This window comes from Aestuariivirga litoralis, from assembly GCF_015714715.1.
Taxonomy (GTDB): Bacteria; Pseudomonadota; Alphaproteobacteria; order Rhizobiales; family Aestuariivirgaceae; genus Aestuariivirga; species Aestuariivirga litoralis_A.
On the sequence record NZ_WAHS01000001.1, the window covers coordinates 1,594,046 to 1,609,792 of the forward strand.

General features: G+C 57.8%; 20 protein-coding genes. 8 read left to right on the forward strand and 12 right to left on the reverse strand.

Annotated features, from left to right (window positions below):
• Positions 1-4: 4 nt before the first annotated feature.
• The 6 genes from F8B91_RS08190 to F8B91_RS08215 form a co-directional block, all read right to left on the reverse strand.
• Entirely contained in the window at positions 5-1,255 is a 1,251-nt protein-coding gene (locus tag F8B91_RS08190) for a sarcosine oxidase subunit beta family protein (protein ID WP_196503222.1), read from the reverse strand.
• Entirely contained in the window at positions 1,256-2,563 is a 1,308-nt protein-coding gene (gene glnT / locus F8B91_RS08195; RefSeq protein WP_196503223.1) for a type III glutamate--ammonia ligase, read from the reverse strand.
• A gap of 33 nt (positions 2,564-2,596) precedes the next feature.
• Positions 2,597-3,925 (reverse strand): FMN-binding glutamate synthase family protein, encoded by a 1,329-nt coding sequence (locus tag F8B91_RS08200; protein WP_196503224.1) that lies wholly within the window; start codon positions 3,923-3,925, stop codon positions 2,597-2,599.
• Positions 3,926-3,933: 8 nt separating this feature from the next.
• The gene (locus F8B91_RS08205) at positions 3,934-4,623 is read right to left on the reverse strand and encodes a protein GlxC (RefSeq protein WP_196503225.1); all 690 of its coding nucleotides are present in this window, start codon (positions 4,621-4,623) and stop codon (positions 3,934-3,936) included.
• Entirely contained in the window at positions 4,620-5,534 is a 915-nt protein-coding gene (locus tag F8B91_RS08210) for a class II glutamine amidotransferase (protein WP_196503226.1), read from the reverse strand. The genes F8B91_RS08205 and F8B91_RS08210 overlap by 4 nt, the downstream gene beginning before the upstream one ends.
• An 88-nt stretch (positions 5,535-5,622) precedes the next feature.
• On the reverse strand, positions 5,623-6,261 hold the full coding sequence (locus tag F8B91_RS08215) for an XRE family transcriptional regulator (protein ID WP_210324341.1): 639 nt from the start codon (positions 6,259-6,261) through the stop codon (positions 5,623-5,625).
• A gap of 147 nt (positions 6,262-6,408) precedes the next feature.
• On the opposite strand from F8B91_RS08215, the gene F8B91_RS08220 reads away from it, so the two are divergent.
• From F8B91_RS08220 to F8B91_RS08245, 6 genes are all read left to right on the forward strand, one after another.
• Complete coding sequence (locus tag F8B91_RS08220) at positions 6,409-6,696, forward strand: hypothetical protein (RefSeq protein WP_196503228.1); 288 nt, start codon at positions 6,409-6,411, stop codon at positions 6,694-6,696.
• A gap of 3 nt (positions 6,697-6,699) precedes the next feature.
• Complete coding sequence (locus F8B91_RS08225) at positions 6,700-7,083, forward strand: hypothetical protein (RefSeq protein WP_196503229.1); 384 nt, start codon at positions 6,700-6,702, stop codon at positions 7,081-7,083.
• Positions 7,084-7,093: 10 nt separating this feature from the next.
• Entirely contained in the window at positions 7,094-7,255 is a 162-nt protein-coding gene (locus F8B91_RS08230) for a hypothetical protein (protein ID WP_196503230.1), read from the forward strand.
• Between the two features lie 10 nt (positions 7,256-7,265).
• Positions 7,266-8,657 (forward strand): APC family permease, encoded by a 1,392-nt coding sequence (locus F8B91_RS08235; RefSeq protein ID WP_196503231.1) that lies wholly within the window; start codon positions 7,266-7,268, stop codon positions 8,655-8,657.
• Positions 8,658-8,720: 63 nt separating this feature from the next.
• Complete coding sequence (locus F8B91_RS08240; RefSeq protein WP_196503232.1) at positions 8,721-9,434, forward strand: hypothetical protein; 714 nt, start codon at positions 8,721-8,723, stop codon at positions 9,432-9,434.
• Complete coding sequence (locus tag F8B91_RS08245; RefSeq protein ID WP_196503233.1) at positions 9,421-9,729, forward strand: hypothetical protein; 309 nt, start codon at positions 9,421-9,423, stop codon at positions 9,727-9,729. Before F8B91_RS08240 ends, F8B91_RS08245 begins: the two co-directional genes overlap by 14 nt.
• A gap of 106 nt (positions 9,730-9,835) precedes the next feature.
• On the opposite strand, the gene F8B91_RS08250 is transcribed toward F8B91_RS08245, so the two are convergent.
• Positions 9,836-10,663: a 3-keto-5-aminohexanoate cleavage protein gene (locus tag F8B91_RS08250; RefSeq protein WP_196503234.1), complete on the reverse strand. Its 828-nt coding sequence runs from the start codon at positions 10,661-10,663 to the stop codon at positions 9,836-9,838.
• Between the two features lie 3 nt (positions 10,664-10,666).
• A complete protein-coding gene (locus tag F8B91_RS16915) occupies positions 10,667-10,972 on the reverse strand; it encodes a hypothetical protein (RefSeq protein ID WP_348641727.1) in 306 nt (101 codons plus the stop codon).
• 23 nt (positions 10,973-10,995) lie between these two features.
• Here F8B91_RS16915 and F8B91_RS16920 point away from each other — a divergent pair, with 23 nt between their 5' ends.
• Together F8B91_RS16920 and kynA are read left to right on the forward strand one after the other, a co-directional pair.
• Positions 10,996-11,253, forward strand: a complete 258-nt coding sequence (locus F8B91_RS16920) for an SDR family oxidoreductase (RefSeq protein WP_348641728.1) — start codon at positions 10,996-10,998, stop codon at positions 11,251-11,253.
• Positions 11,254-11,304: 51 nt separating this feature from the next.
• The gene (kynA, locus tag F8B91_RS08260; protein ID WP_210324342.1) at positions 11,305-12,141 is read left to right on the forward strand and encodes a tryptophan 2,3-dioxygenase; all 837 of its coding nucleotides are present in this window, start codon (positions 11,305-11,307) and stop codon (positions 12,139-12,141) included.
• A gap of 43 nt (positions 12,142-12,184) precedes the next feature.
• Here the strand turns inward: kynA and F8B91_RS08265 are convergent, their stop codons facing one another.
• The 4 genes from F8B91_RS08265 to F8B91_RS08280 form a co-directional block, all read right to left on the reverse strand.
• On the reverse strand, positions 12,185-13,447 hold the full coding sequence (locus F8B91_RS08265) for an ABC transporter substrate-binding protein (RefSeq protein ID WP_196503235.1): 1,263 nt from the start codon (positions 13,445-13,447) through the stop codon (positions 12,185-12,187).
• 72 nt (positions 13,448-13,519) lie between these two features.
• Positions 13,520-14,581 (reverse strand): aldo/keto reductase, encoded by a 1,062-nt coding sequence (locus F8B91_RS08270; protein ID WP_196503236.1) that lies wholly within the window; start codon positions 14,579-14,581, stop codon positions 13,520-13,522.
• Complete coding sequence (locus tag F8B91_RS08275; protein WP_196503237.1) at positions 14,581-14,934, reverse strand: TIGR04076 family protein; 354 nt, start codon at positions 14,932-14,934, stop codon at positions 14,581-14,583. The genes F8B91_RS08270 and F8B91_RS08275 overlap by 1 nt, the downstream gene beginning before the upstream one ends.
• Positions 14,927-15,673 (reverse strand): GntR family transcriptional regulator, encoded by a 747-nt coding sequence (locus F8B91_RS08280; RefSeq protein WP_196503238.1) that lies wholly within the window; start codon positions 15,671-15,673, stop codon positions 14,927-14,929. The genes F8B91_RS08275 and F8B91_RS08280 overlap by 8 nt, the downstream gene beginning before the upstream one ends.
• Positions 15,674-15,747 lie beyond the last annotated feature (74 nt).

Below are 15,747 nucleotides of genomic sequence, written 5' to 3' on the forward strand. Positions count from 1 at the left end.
ATCCTCAATGCAAATTGGGCGTGGCGCCCTGCCCTTTTTCGTCCATCTGGTAACCGCGACGGAAACGGTCCAGTCGGAAGGCCGTGGCTTTTGGATGTGGCTCACCCTTGGCGATCAGATGCGCGTAGCAGAAGCCAGAGGCCGGCGTGGCCTTGAAGCCGCCATAGCACCAGCCGGCGTTCAGATAGAGGCCCGAGACAGGCGTGTGATCTATGATCGGCGAGCCATCCATCGACATGTCCATCACCCCGCCCCAAGACCGCAGCAGCCGGATGCGCGACAGTGCGGGGATCATCGCAACACCGGCTTCCACCACATGCTCGACCATCGGCAAATTGCCGCGCTGCGCGTAAGAATTATATCCATCCAGATCGCCGCCGAAGACAAGCCCGCCCTTGTCGGATTGCGACACATAGAAATGCCCCGCACCGAAGGTAACCACGCCATCAATGAACGGCTTCAAGCCTTCCGACACAAAAGCCTGCAGCACATGGCTTTCGATGGGCAACCGCAGGCCCGCTTTAGACGCGACGACGGATGTATTGCCCGCCGCCGCCAGAGCCAACTTGGTACAGCCGATGAAGCCTTTCGAGGTTTCAACGCCAGTCACCTTGCCGCCGACAGTCTTGATGCCGGTGACTTCACAATTTTGGATGATGTCCACGCCGCGCAAATCAGCCCCGCGGGCGTAACCCCAGGCCACCGCATCGTGGCGCACTGTGCCGCCGCGCCTTTGCAGCAGGCCACCCTTTATGGGAAAGCGGGCGTTGTCGTAGTCGAAGAACGGATACATTTCGCGCACCGCCTCGCGGTCCAGCAGCTCCGCATCCACGCCATCGATGCGCATGGCGTTGCCGCGCCTTGCGAAGGCATCGCGCTGCGGATCGGTATGACAGAGGTTGAGCACGCCGCGCTGCGAGACCATGGCGTTGAAATTGAAATCCTGCTCCAGCCCTTCCCACAGTTTCATCGACAATTCGTAGAACGGGTTGTTGCCGGGCAGCATGTAGTTGGATCGGATGATGGTGGTGTTGCGGCCGATATTGCCCGAGCCCAGCCAGCCTTTTTCCAGCACCGCAATATTCTTCAGCCCGTGTTCCTTGGCGAGGTAGTAGGCGGTGGCCAAGCCATGGCCACCACCGCCCACGATCACGATGTCATAGGCAGGCTTGGGTGCAGGGTCGCGCCAGGCCGCAGGCCAGTTCTTGTGGCCCGTCAGAGATTGGCGCAGCAGAGAAAAGACTGAATATTTCAACTAGCAGTCCAATGTTGTGTCGCGTTCCCACTGGGTGAGGTGGCGGCAATATTGATTCCACTCATTGTGCCTGAGCTTCAAGTAGCCATCAAAGGCTTCGTCGCCAAAAGCCCTGCGGATCACCGTGCTCTTTTCCAGATTGCGCAAAGCGTCCAGCAGATTGAGCGGCAGCTTCTTGGCGTTCTTGACCGTGTGGCCTTGCGTATACATGTCGATGTCCAGGCGCTTGCCCGGATCAAGCTTGCGATCGATGCCATCCATGCCGCAGGCCAGGATGCCGGTGAGCATGAGATAGGGATTGGCTGATGGATCGGGCAGGCGGAACTCGATGCGGCCCGCATCGGGGATGCGCACCATATGGGTGCGGTTGTTGCCCCCATAGGTCACCGTGTTGGGCGACCAGGTGGCGCCAGAAAGCGTGCGCGGTGCGTTAATGCGTTTATAAGAGTTCACCGTGGGATTGGTGATCGCCACCAGTGAATCTGCGTGCTCGATCAGGCCACCAATGAACTGATAGGCCAAAGGTGAGAGGCCCTTTTCATCCTTGTCATCTTCGAACAGGTTGTTCTTGCGCGCCTTGTCCCACACTGAAATATGCGCATGGCAACCATTGCCGGTGAGATTGATGAAAGGCTTCGGCATGAAGGTGGCGCGCATGCCGTGCTTTTCGGCAATCGACTTCACCATGAATTTGAAGAAGGCCAGCTGGTCCGCCGTGGTCACAGCTTCATTGAAGTTCCAGTTGATCTCGAACTGGCCGTTGGCGTCTTCATGGTCGTTCTGATACGGCCCCCAGCCTAGCGTGTTCATGATTGTGCAGATTTCGCCGATCACATCCAGCCGGCGCATGATGGCGGACTGGTCGTAACAGGGTTTCTCCTGCGCATCGCGCGCATCGGAAACGGCGGAGCCGTCGGCATTGATCAGATGGAATTCCGGTTCGCAGCCCACCATCAAGGTCATGTTCTTCGCGGCAGCCGCAGCGGAGGCTGTCTTCAGTACATGGCGCGGGGCTTGTGCGAGCGGCTTTCCTTCCATCCACGGATCGCCGGCCATCCAGGCCACTTCTGGCCGCCAGGGCAATTGGATCACTGATTCAGGATCGGGCATGACGAGAATATCAGGATGGGCGGGCGTCTGATCGAGCCAGGTGGCAAAGCCGGCAAAACCGGCACCGGCCTTCTGCATCTTCTTCACCGCTTCGGCAGGCACCAGCTTGGCACGCTGCGTGCCGAAAAGATCCGTGTAGTTGAACAGGAAAAACTTAACCCCGTTTTTCTTGGCATAGGCCTCAAGATCAGTCGCCATAGTTCCCTCTCTTATTATTGTCGTTGGTGCGAATTAGTAATTTCCCTGTCCCGGAATCCAGCTGGTGCCGGCCAGTGGAACACCCGCCATGGCCGCAGCTTCGATAGTAAGCGCGCAAAGGTCTTCGGGCTCCAGATTATGCACATGCGATTTACCGTTAGCGCGCGCGATGGTCTGCGCTTCCAGCGTCAGCACCTTGAGATAGTTATAAAGGCGCTTGCCAGCCTTGACCGGATCAAGCCGCTTCATCAGCTCGGGGTCCTGGGTGGTGATGCCCGCGGGATCGCGGCCTTCGTGCCAGTCGTCATAGGCACCGGCGGTGGAACCGAGCTTCTGGTATTCATCTTCATAATGCGGGTCATTGTCACCCAGCGCCACCAATGCTGCGGTACCGATTGACACAGCATCTGCACCCAAAGCCAAGGCCTTGGCCACATCAGCGCCATTGCGGATTCCGCCCGACACGATGAGCTGCACCTTGCGGTGCATGTTCAATTCCTGCAGCGCGCGCACGGCAGGGCGAATACAAGCGAGCGTGGGCATGCCGACATGTTCGATGAAGACTTCCTGTGTCGCCGCCGTGCCGCCCTGCATGCCGTCAACCACGACCACATCCGCACCCGCCTTTACAGCCAGCGCCGTGTCGTAATAGGGGCGCGAACCACCGACCTTCACATAGATCGGCTTTTCCCAAGCGGTGATTTCACGCAGTTCCTGAATCTTGATTTCAAGATCATCAGGCCCGGTCCAATCCGGATGACGCGAAGCCGAGCGCTGGTCGATGCCCTTGGGCAGGCAACGCATCGCGGCCACGCGGTCCGAAATCTTCTGGCCCAGCAGCATGCCGCCGCCGCCCGGCTTGGCACCCTGGCCCACCACCACTTCAATGGCATCGGCCTTGCGCAGATCATCGGGATTCATGCCGTAGCGCGACGGCAGATATTGATAGACAAGATGGCGGGACTGGCCGCGTTCTTCTGGCGTCATGCCGCCATCGCCCGTTGTCGTGGAGGTGCCGGCTGCTGATGCGCCACGGCCCAGTGCTTCCTTGGCATTGGCGGAGAGCGAGCCAAAGCTCATGCCGGCAATGGTGATCGGAATTTTGAGTTCCAATGGCTTCTTGGCAAAGCGCGAACCCAGCACAACGTCGGTGCCGCATTTTTCGCGGTAGCCTTCCAGCGGGTAACGTGAGATCGATGCGCCGAGGAACAAAAGATCATCGAGGCTGGGCAGCTTGCGCTTAGCGCCGGCGCCGCGGATGTCATAGATGCCGGTGGTGGCTGCACGGCGAATTTCCGACAAAGTGTGATCGTCGAAAGTGGCCGACTTGCGGGGCAGTGTGCGTGGAACGTTAGGGTCCATGATGGCTCTCAGTAAGAGTCGGCGTGATCGACGTTGAAGGTGTAAAGCTTGCGGGCGGAACCGTAGCGGCGGAAATCCTGCGGGCGGTCCTTGCGCCCTGCGCGTTCCAGAAGCTTGGCCAGATCTTCCAGATGCTCCGCGCGCACTTCCTTCTCGATACAGTCTGCACCCAGATTGGGCGCCTTGCCCTTCACATAGAGCCGCGCTTCGTAAATCGAGTCTCCAAGCGCTTCACCAGCATCGCCGCAGACAACAAGGTTGCCGCGCTGCGCCATGAAGGCCGACATGTGGCCGACATTGCCGCCCACCACGATATCGATGCCCTTCATCGAAATGCCGCAGCGTGACGAGGCATCGCCATCAATCACCAGAAGCCCGCCATTGCCAGTGGCACCGGCTGATTCAGAGGCATTGCCCTTGATCCAGACGAGGCCGGACATCATGTTTTCCGCCACGCCGACACCGGCATGGCCGTGAATGGTGATCTGCGCATCCTTGTTCATGCCGCCGCAATAGAAACCGACATGGCCGCGCACATCGATTTGCACGGGCGCTTGCAAGCCCACCGCGATCGAATGCTGGCCCATCGGGTTCTGCACCACCCAGTGTTTTTCGTTGGTGTTGAGCGGCAGGGCCTGAAGTGCGGCATTGATACCGCGCACGCCAATCTTGCCGAGGTCAAGTTCGTGCAGGTTCATGCTGCCGCCTTCCCCTCGCCGCCCCACACGTAAACGGTGCTGGGCTCAGGTTCCCAGATCTTCGCCTTGTCGGCACCGGGAAGATGCGCAATGGCGCTGTATTCGGTGGCCATCGCCACCCAGTCATCGGTTTCGGCGATCACCGCATGCTTGCAGGCGATGGGATCGCGCACCACGGCAAAGCCATCCTGCGTGCCAACCAGGAAAGTGAAGAAGCCATCGAGATCCTTCAGGCTGTCCTGCATTGCTTCTTTCAGTGTCGCGCCTGAGCGTAGTTTGTGCGTCATGTAGGCAGCCGCCACTTCGGTGTCGTTCTCGGTCTGGAACTTCATGCCAACCTTTTTCAGGTTCTCGCGCAGCCGATTGTGATTGGAGAGCGAGCCGTTGTGCACGAGGCAAAGATCAGCGCCGGTGGCGAAGGGATGCGAGCCTGCGGTGGTGACGGCGCTTTCGGTGGCCATGCGCGTATGACCGATCATATGCGTGCCCGAGGCGCTATCCAGTTCAAACTTTTCATAGACATTAGCCGGAAGGCCTACTTCCTTGAAAATCTCAATCGTGTGGCCGGAGCCAACCACGCGCACTGCCGGATGATTTTGGCTGAGCCATTGAGTGACTGCTTCCTCTTTCGCGGACGTGATCAGGATGCAGTGATTGCCGATTTTCTCGGTCTTCACCGTGCTCTTCAGCGCTTTGCCGAGGGCCGCACCCAGCTTCTTCCAGTCAAAGGCGGCATCGTCATGGGCGAGCGAAAACTTGGTCTCGGCTTTCTTCACCGGATCGCGGTAGATGGCCACGCCGGCGGAGTCCGGCCCGCGCCTGGTCATCTCCAAGATCATGGGTTTGAACATCTTGCCCAGCTTGGGCTTCAGCTTGGGATTCTTCAGGTAAAGTCCGACAATTCCACACATGGGGTCACCTCTTGGTCTGACCCCATGATAGCAGTGCAAAAGACCCCGTCAACTGACAGGAACATTTATTTCACGAAAGGAATGTCTGCTATTCGTCCCGGCGATAGCTGATAATGGAGAGATAGCGCGCCGGCAGCTTGCGCATCTCTTCCGGCCCATGCGGTGCCTCGGCATCAAAGAAAAGAGCATCACCCGGATGCATATCGTAGGTTTTCTCGCCGTGCCGGTAAAGCACATTGCCTTCCAGCATATAGAGGAACTCCATGCCGGCATGCTGGAAGGTGGGGAAGACGTCCGATTCGTGGCGCAGGGTGATGAGATAGGGCTCCACCATCACCGGGCCATGGGTTGTATGCCCCAGCAATTGATATTGGTGCCCGGCGCGCGTGCCGCGGCGTTCAATGGTGAGGCCCTGCCCGGCTTTGACGAAAGTGGCGTCGCGGATTTCCTCATAGGATTTGAACAAAGCCGTGAAAGGAACCTGCAGAGCCTTGCTCAACGCCTGCAACGTTCCGAGCGAGGCTGAGGTGGCACCATTTTCAATTTTGGACAACATGCCGGCAGACAAATCAGCCGAGCGCGCCAGATCAGCAATCGTCAGATTGGCCTTTTCACGGTAGCGCCGGACCTCGCGCCCAATGGCTTCCTCAAGGTAACGCCCCTGTCCTTCGTCCGCTTTATGCGGGTTTTGGAACGCGCTCCGGTTGTCTGCCTCATTTTTGCGCAATTGAATATCCTTCACTTTTGTTTACCAGCCCTTGACAAAGCGCTCCAGTGGATATTTCCTGCCATCAAATAAAGTTGCCTCGCAGAAAATAATAAATGGGCAGACCGGTCTGACGGGGACAATAGCCGGGACTGCGGAGGAAATGAAATGTCTGACCTCGATGACCGTATTGAGGCCATGTACCGATCCGATGTGCGGGCGGCGTGGATCCTCGTGGCCTTCCTCTGGATCGCCATTCTTTTCGTACTTTTCATGTCCTGGCCCTACATCCCCGATAGCGGTGTCAGGATCGTAGCGCTTCTTGCCGCCGCGGCCGTGTTGATTTTCAATACCGCTTCGATCAGCGCGATGGTGCGCCACTACGCGGAAGACAAGCATTTCATCTATGGCCTCGACATCAAGCATCTCGATGCCTCCGAGCAGGGAAAGGCCTGATCCATGGCAAAATACACTCCCCCTGAACAGCCTCGCATCCTGCAGCTATTTGACGTGGCTTGCCTGATCATCGCCATCTTCGTGGCACTCTGGCTGCCGCTGAAAATGGGCTGGGCCGGCGTTTCCAAATCGATCGACAAGATCGACAACCCGACCTGGGAATCACTGAAGCAGACGCCTGCGCAAGTCGAACAATGGGTGAAGCTGGGCTATGCCGATGCGGCTGCGGCCCATGACGTGATCCAGAATCACTTCCACTATTCCATCGACTGGACGCAGCTCCTGATCATGGTCGTAGTGGTTCTTGGCTATTTCATTTTTCTCTTCCGGGCATCCGCGAAAGAATACCGCGATGTGATCGAAGAGAAATTCGGCAACACGAAGTGAGGGCCAAATCATGTGGATGACTCTTTCATATATTTGCTGGGTGGTGTCTGCAGTGCTCGTACTGTGGATGCTCTATGACTGGTACAAGATTGACTCAACCTATTCGGAAGAAACGCTGACATCCTCGCGCGAAGGCGAGATCGAAGCGGCATCCGAAAAGCACAAGATCTGAGGGAACGGACATGTCACAGGCAACAGCTGGATCGGCTCCGCAAAGAATTTCCCTCTCACGTGTACTGGGGCCCGCCCAGGTTTGGGCGCTCGGCGTCGGCATCGTTCTCGTCGGTGAATATACCGGTTGGAATTTCTCGGCCGACAAGGGCGGCACGCTTGCTGCCCTCATCGTCTGCTGGGTAATCGGCCTTCTCTATACGTCGGTCGCCATGATCGACTCAGAAGTGACTTCGACAGTGGCCGCCGCCGGTGGCCAATATGCACAAGCCAAGCACATCGTTGGCCCGCTGATGGCTTTCAACGTGGCGCTCTATCTGGTCTTTGCCTACACTATGCTCGAAGTTTCCGACGCGATTCTCGTCGGTGACACGATCGTGGCGAAGGCTGGAACCGAGGGGCTTACGCATAATGCCTTCCTTGCCGTGACCATCGTCGGTCTGGCCTGGTTGAATTACCGCGGCGTGCTGATGACGCTCAATGTGAACTTCGTCATCACTGCACTTGCCTATGTGGCCATCGTCATCCTGTTCCTCAGTGTGATGCCCTGGTCTCAGGGCACTGTGTTGAAGCTCGGGGAAATGGTCACGACTGACAACGCCCTGCCTTATGGCTGGCTGGGTGTGATCGCCGCGTTCCACTTCGGCATCTGGTATTATCTCGGCATCGAAGGCACGACGCAGGCGGCAGAAGAAGTGCGCTCGCCGGCGCGCGCGCTGCCGCTGGGCACCATGTCCGGCATGATCACGCTGCTGATCGGTGCCGCCTTGACCTGGTATGTCTGCGCCAGCCTTATGCCGTGGCAATATCTGGGCATCACCTATTATCCGCTCTGGGATGCAGGCAAACTTACCGGCAGCCCACTGCTGGAGAACATGATGTTCTTCGCCACCCTGCTTTCTGCCATCGCTTCCGCCAATGGCTGCATCAACGATGCCGCGCGTGCCTGGTTCTCCCTGGGCCGTGATCGTTACTTGCCGACCTGGTTCTCGGCGGTGCATCCGAAATACCGCACGCCCTATAGGTCAATCCTGTTCCTGCTGCCGATCGCGCTGGCCTTCGCCTTCATTTCGGACCTGAACCAGGCGATCACCTTCTCGATCCTGTCCGGCGTGCTGCAATATACGTTCATGAGCATCAACATCATGATGTTCAGGAACAAGTGGCCCCTGGGTTCAATCCGGCGCGGTTACACTCACCCGTTCCACCCGATCCCGGCCATCGTGCTCTTCGTCCTCTGCGTGATCACCTATTTCGCGATCTTCCTGGGCTATGGCGCGCAGTTGACGGCGATGACAGTGTTCTATCTGGTGGTTTCGCTGTGGTTCCACTTCTACCGCTACAAGTATGTGCGGCGCGGTGACCAGTTCACCATGCCCTGGCCCAAGCCGAAGGGTTACTGATTTTACCTGTGAACTCGAGACCCGCCCTTGCGGCGGGTCTTTTCTTTGGCGATCATCCCTTCCATGAGCTTCGACTGGGCCAGCACTCAATTCATCGCCGTTATCGCGGTGGCAATCATTTTGGCTGTCTATTGGATCAGCAGCTTTCGCCGTGCACAGCAAAGCGAAGCACGAGAGCCGCAGCGGATCTTTGCAGATGTGATGCCTCTGCTGGCGGATGCGACGGTTGCGGCTGGCGACGCCAGTGGCGTGTACAAACTGGATGGCATTTATCGAGACAGGTTTTTCCAGTTCAAGGTGATCGTTGACAGCATGACGGCGCGCAAGCTGCCCGGCCTGTGGTTGATGGTGACGAGGCCAGCACCCCAACCGGTGGTCCAAGTGATTGACCTGATGGCCCGCGCGACTGCGCCCACCGCCTTTTCCAATTTCGATTTGTTGACGCACCAGGTGCCATCTCCATCCGGGTTTCCGCCGCAGGTTTCAGCGCGTTCGGACCAGCCAGCCGGATTGATCCCATGGCAATCGCTGGAAAAGCAGGCACCATTATTCCGCGACGAAACCACCAAGGAACTTCTGGTGGATCCGAAAGGCTTGCGCTTCGTGGTGTTGCTGGCCGAAGCCAATCGCGCGCGCTACGGCGTTTTCCGTCAGGCTGATTTTGGTGCGCCTGTTGTGAGTGAAAGCCTGGCCCAGCAATTGCTGGATGCGCTCATTCAATTGGAGGACGATGTGCGGGCAGAGATCTCAAATGGGAAAGCACATGCAAACATCTGACAAGCCAATGCATCCCCGCCTGCTTTTGGCTGCAGCCCTTTTCCCTGGCTTCGGCCATGTCCTGCTGGGCCTCGCTTCACGCGGGCTGGTTTTCATTTTCTTCATGATCATTCTGGGCTGGCTTAGTTTCAGGCTCATGCCGCCACAGGCCGATTTTTTCGGCCGCCATATCGGTGGCTTTCTGGTCTATGGCCTTTCCATTCTGGATGCCTACCGGACGGCGGCATTTCGCTATCAGAGCTACCTTGCTCGGGAAAAGAAGGCGCAAGCAGATACTCAGTCAACGATGGAGTGAGTGCTCCAGACCGTCAATACTGCGACAATCTGATTCTTGAATTGGGTTGATCTGCTCCTGCACAGCGCGCCCAGCTATTTTAAGATCAACTCCCAAAGATGAGGGCTTATTTCACTTGCAGGATGCTCCGGGCCTGTTGTGGCGTGGCCACCTGGCGACCCAGTTGGCGGGCCAAAGCTGCAATGTCTTCCACCAGTTCTGCGTTGGATTTGGCCAGTTGGCCTTTGCGCAAATAGACATTGTCTTCGAAGCCGACGCGTACGCCATAAGCACCCAGCAGCATGGCAACGGCGAGCATACGCCTTTGGTGGCGGCCCACTGCGGTGACGGCCCAGCGCACATCACCCGGCAAGGGACGCAAGAGATGCGGAATGGCCTCAGGCACTGCATCAATGCCGCCCGGCACGCCGAGCACCAGGTTTACGTTGAGCGGGCCTTTCAAATGCCCCTCGCCCAACATGCGGGATGCTGCAACAGCATGGCCGACATCGAACAACTCGATCTCTGGCACGATGGATTTCTGATAGGCGAGCTTTGCGGACGAGATACTGTCCGGCCGGGACGTGAGGAAGAGATCATCACCAAAATTCATCGAACCTGTTTCCAGCGAACACATATCAGGGTTCGCTTCGAGCGAGAGCGTTCTCTGTTCAATGGTCATCCAGACCGCACCACCGGTTGAAACCATGATGATGGGATTTGCCTTTGCTCTTATGAGTGCGATGGCTTCCGCAAAGAGCTTGGGATCGCCGCTGGGTTTCCCGTCCGGCTCACGCGCATGCAGATGGACCACGCTGGCCCCGGCAGCCACCGCATCGAGCGAGGCGGCCGCAATTTCTGCTGGCGTGTAAGGCACACTGGGGTGATTATCGCGCGTTACTTCGGCGCCCACCGGCGCAATGGTGATGATAACGGGTTCTGAATCCCAGGCCATGTTCTATCCTTTGCGTGTGTTCAAAATGTCTTGGATGTTTCTATCGCGCTCGGCTTCAAGCTCTGCGATGGAGCGGCCCTGCGCTTCACGGCCAACGCCTTCGACGATCGCCTTGCAGACATGATCGGTGAGTGCGGGGTTGCCCAGCGTGGCCCAGCGCCGTTCCTGGCTGGGGCCCAGATGTTTCAAATAGTGTTCTATCCCGCCGGGGCCCCCGCCCAGATGATAGGCCATGTGCGGGCCTACGGTGGCCCATCTAAGCCCGGGGCCATTGACGATTGCGGCGTCGATGTCTTCGACATCTGCCACGCCCTCCGAGCTTGGGCCTTACGGTGTGCGCAAATGCCATTTGCCCCGGCTCAGTCAAAGGTGCGCGGATCGACCGGGTGATTGAGGGCGAAGCCAAACTGCGCGGCGTTTCGTTTGAAACAGTCGCCAAAGAACATGTGGTGACGCAATCGCTGGAGCGCTTTGTGAAAGCAAGCGAAGTGGCAGACCTCGCCCTGTTCCTCGCCTCGCCCCAGGCTTTCATGATCAATGGCCAGGACATTGCAGTGGACGGCCACACCGAGGCGTTTCACATCAAGTAGAGAAAATCCGGCGCTTCCAGCCACGCCGCGCTTGCGTTATGAACGAGGATCATGACCCAAGATTACAATCCCGCCGGCGAAGGCGCCCAGATGAATTTTGATGGCCGCATGTCTTACAGCGACTATCTGGGCCTTGATAAAATTCTAAACGCCCAGAAGCCGCTCAGCCATGCGCATGACGAGCTGCTCTTCATTATCCAGCACCAGACATCCGAATTGTGGATGAACCTTGCCATTCACGAGTTGACCGCCGCGCGCTTGCTCATCGCGGCAGATGATCCGGCACCAGCAATGAAAATGCTGGCCCGCGTGTCGCGCATCTTCGAACAATTGAACAATGCCTGGGATGTGCTGCGGACGATGACGCCGTCGGACTACACCAACTTCCGCACCCAGCTGGGCCAGTCTTCGGGCTTTCAATCGCTGCAATACCGGCAGATCGAGTACATTCTGGGCAATCGCAATGCCGCGATGCTTCAGCCGCACAGCCACCGACCCGAATTGCTCCAGAAGCTCGAGGCCGAACTGGCCATTCCCAGCTTTTATGATGAAGTGCTGCGCCTGGCCCACCGGCGTGGTGTGAAAATGCCTGACGCCGTGTTAGCGCGCGATGTGCGGCAGACGCATCAGTTCAGTGAAGAGGTGATGGCGGCCTGGGCGCAAATCTACAAGGCACCGGAGAAAAACTGGCAGCTCTATGAAGTGGCCGAAAAACTTGTTGATCTTGAGGATTATTTCCGGCGCTGGCGGTTCAACCATGTGACCACGGTGGAACGCGTGATCGGCTTCAAGCGCGGCACGGGTGGCACAGGCGGCGTGAGCTATCTGAAGCGGATGCTGGAAGTGGAGCTTTTTCCCGAACTCTGGCGGGTGCGCACGGCGCTATAAAAATCCGCGACGACTTGGTCGCCGCGGATCATTGGTTTCGATATTACTTCAGCGAGGCCTTGATCTTGTTCACTTCATCAACGCCCATTTCACCCACCGTGGTGACCTCGCCGTCCTTGATCTTCCACAGACGGAAGGGGCCGGTAATGTCGCCATACTGGTCAAAGGCGATCGGGCCGATCACGCCTTCATAGCGGATCGACTTGCCTTCCTTGATCAATGCCAGCGCCTTGGCGAACTCTTCCTTGCCAGCATGGATGGGCGCTCCATCGGCGGCCGTCACCATCGGAATGGCGGCCTTGATAGCAGCAGGATCGGCCTTGCCCGCCTTGGCGATGGCAAGCGCTGCAATAGCGCCCGCATCGTAAGAACGGTCAGCCGCAGGAGCGTCGGGCTTCAGGCCCGAGAAGGCTTCGTAGTTGGCGTTGAAGTATTTGGTCGAGTCTGACTCGGTGGTGCCCGACGATGTACCATAAGCATCGTTGAGGAACTTGGCTCCAACCGCCTTGACGAAGTCCGACGAGTTCATGCCGTCATTGAGCAGGAACTTGGCCGGGCCACCGCCGGAAATCCAGGCGCGTGCGATGGTGGCGCCATCGACCGGATAGCTGATGAGATAGAGCGCCTCAGGCGCATCCTTCATCGCGGCATTGGCTTCCGAGGTATAGCTCGGCTGCTTTTCGTTATACGGGGTGACGGAAGTGATGGTGCCGCCAAGCTTCTTGTAGGCCGCCTCGAATTCCTTTTCGAGGTTTACGCCGAAGTCATTGTTGACGTGAATGATGGCGATCTTCTTCAGGCCCTGGTCGAGCGCGTATTTGGCAGCGGCCGTGCCCTGCAGCGCATCCGAAGTGATGGTGCGGAAGAACACGCCATTGGTCTTGCCGTCGCGGCCCAGAGCCGTCAGCGTGGGGGAAGACGAGGCGGGCGAGATCTGCACAATGCCAGCCGGCGCTGTCACCGAGGTCAGCATCGGAATTGACATCGGGGAAATGATGCCGCCGATGATCAACGGAACCTTCTTGATGTTGACCAGCTGGGTTGCCTGATCGACGGCAACAGTGCCCTGCGTCTGGCTGTCGCGCGTATCGGTGACCACCTTGCAGCCATTGCCCAGGCCGCCGGCATCATTGAAATCCTTGAGTGCCATTTCGACCGATTTAGCGCCGGCGGTGCCGTAAGCACCAGCTTCACCGGTGAGTTCAAGCACCATGCCGATAGTGACGTCGCAATCAGCGGCGCGCGCCAGACCTGGTGCGGCAACAACGGCCGCCAGCAATGCGATAGACGTAACAAACTTATTCATAGCTCTATTCTCCCTGTTGTGCCGGACACAGCCGGCATGAGCCTTCACGAAAATTCCTAAACGGTCCCAATATTAAGCCCTCTTCTCCTTTGCTTCGTCGTTCAAATTGTATTTCATGATCGAACCGTGCCGGCCGGTCACATCACGCTCCAGCGCATAGACATCGCCTTCGAGCGGTGTGGATTTCGCCAGCACCTTTTCGATGGCCGCAAGATCTTCAGCCGCGAGTTGAATGTCGGCGACCTTAAGATTGGTGACAAGATGCGAGCGGTTGCGCGCACCGACGATGACAGATGAAACGCCCGGCCGCTGCAGCATGGCAGCGCTGGCTATTGTGGCGATGTCGACTTTGTTCTTCTTGGCGATGCCAGACAGCGCAGCTAGCAATTCCTGGAACAGCGCCCAGCCGCCGAAATCATCAATGATGAGTTTGTATTTGACCAGCGATCGGTTTTCGAGCGGCGCCTTGGGTTCAGGCGCGCCCAGCCATTTGTCGCCAAGGAAACCACCCGCCACAGTGCCGTAGCAGAAGATCGCCAAGTCACGCGTCTGCGCTTCGGCAATGAAAGTATTTTCCGGCCTCCGATCCAGTAACGAATATTGCACCTGCATGGAGGACATCGGAACGCCCGTTTCACTGATGGCACGGAAATGCGGTGTGTCGAAGTTGGTGCCGCCAATGCGGTGGATTTTGCCGGCTTTGCGCAACTCTTCCAGCCAAAGCGCCGTTTGCAGCCAGTTGTCGATGCCGTAATCCCACCAGTGGAACTGCACCACATCCAGGCAGTCCATTTTCAGGCGGCGCAGAGATGTATCGATCACATCCTGCACATAGGCTTTCGAGATGGTGGCAAGCTTGGCCATGTCGGGCACGAATTTGGTGTGCACCTTAACAAGCGCCAAAGCTTCAGCGCCGCGCAGCTTCAGATATTCCGCGCGGAAATTGCCGATCAGTTCTTCAACGCCTGTATAGATGTCAGCACAGTCAAAAGTGGTAATGCCCGCATCGGCAAAGGCCACCATATCGGCCACCGGGTCATCGCTCACATTGTTGCTGTGGCTGCCGGACAATTGCCAGCCGCCGCGGATCACGCGGGAGATTTCATAGTCGCTGGCCAGTTTAATCCGCTGCATTATAGATCATTCGGCAAGGGCACGGCGGTGGTGTCCGCGTGCTTGAATGTGCGCCGGCCCAGTCGCGTGATACGCAGTTTGGAGGAACAGTTCGGGTCTGGGCAGGCAATATCGGCATCAGTGGACATCCAGTCATGCGGATGCGTTACGCGCTGCTTCGCCGCCAGCAGTGCCAAAACCGAGCCTAGGGAATAGATCGAGAATCCCTGGCCCGGCGGCAGATAAAGCATTTCACCGCGCAGCTCGAAATGATCCCCTACCTTGGCACCGCAATAAATGGGTCCGCCTGGAGGGGCCACCACTTCGACCTTCAGGTCATAGAGTTCGAATGAATCGTCGTTCGCATCAGCCATGATGGGCAACCCTTGCCTGCTGGTCTTTTTCAAACTGCGCGCGGATCAGGTTGAAAGCGCGGGTGATGTCGTTGGTGAGGGCCGTCACTGCAGCGGGTCCATCGCCGTGCTCCAATGCAGCGATCAGTTTCCAGTGATGCGCGGTGCCTGCGGGGTCGTTGCGCTCATCATGAAGGGCTGCGGATTGGCGTACATAAGGTCCGGATTGCAGCCAGAGGCTCTCAACAATAGGAATCAGCACCGGCGAATGTGCGGCATGATAGATATGATAATGGAAGGCGTGGTTGGTCTCGATGGCCAGCAGCACGCTGTTTTCGTCACGTGCGCCAAACGCCTTTTCGCACTCCTCGTTAAGGCGCTTGAGCTTGGTAAAATCGGCCGGCGTCAAATTGGGCATGGCCAGCAAGATCACTTGCCCCTCGACAAGGCAGCGCGCGCGGGCAAGGTCATCAATCCGGTCGCGTGTGGTGACCGGCACGCGCACGGAACGATTGGGCAAAGCTTCCAGCGCCTGTTCAGAGACAAGCCGGCTCAGCGCATCACGCACCGGCATGGTGCTGGTCTGGAATTTTTCGGCAAGGTCCGCGATGCGCAAAGTCTCCCCAGTAGAGAATTCTCCATGGATCAGCGAACGGCGCAGTTCGGCATAGACCTTGTCGTTGACAGTCTCGCGCACGATGGGGGCAAAGCGTTTGCCCTTCAGCGCGACAACTTTCTCACTCGGTTCATGCCGGTTCATCGGATGTCCTCATCAGCGGAAAAAACTAGTTGCAAACTCGATCCGAGTAAAGTGTGATCTGTGATCAAACTTGT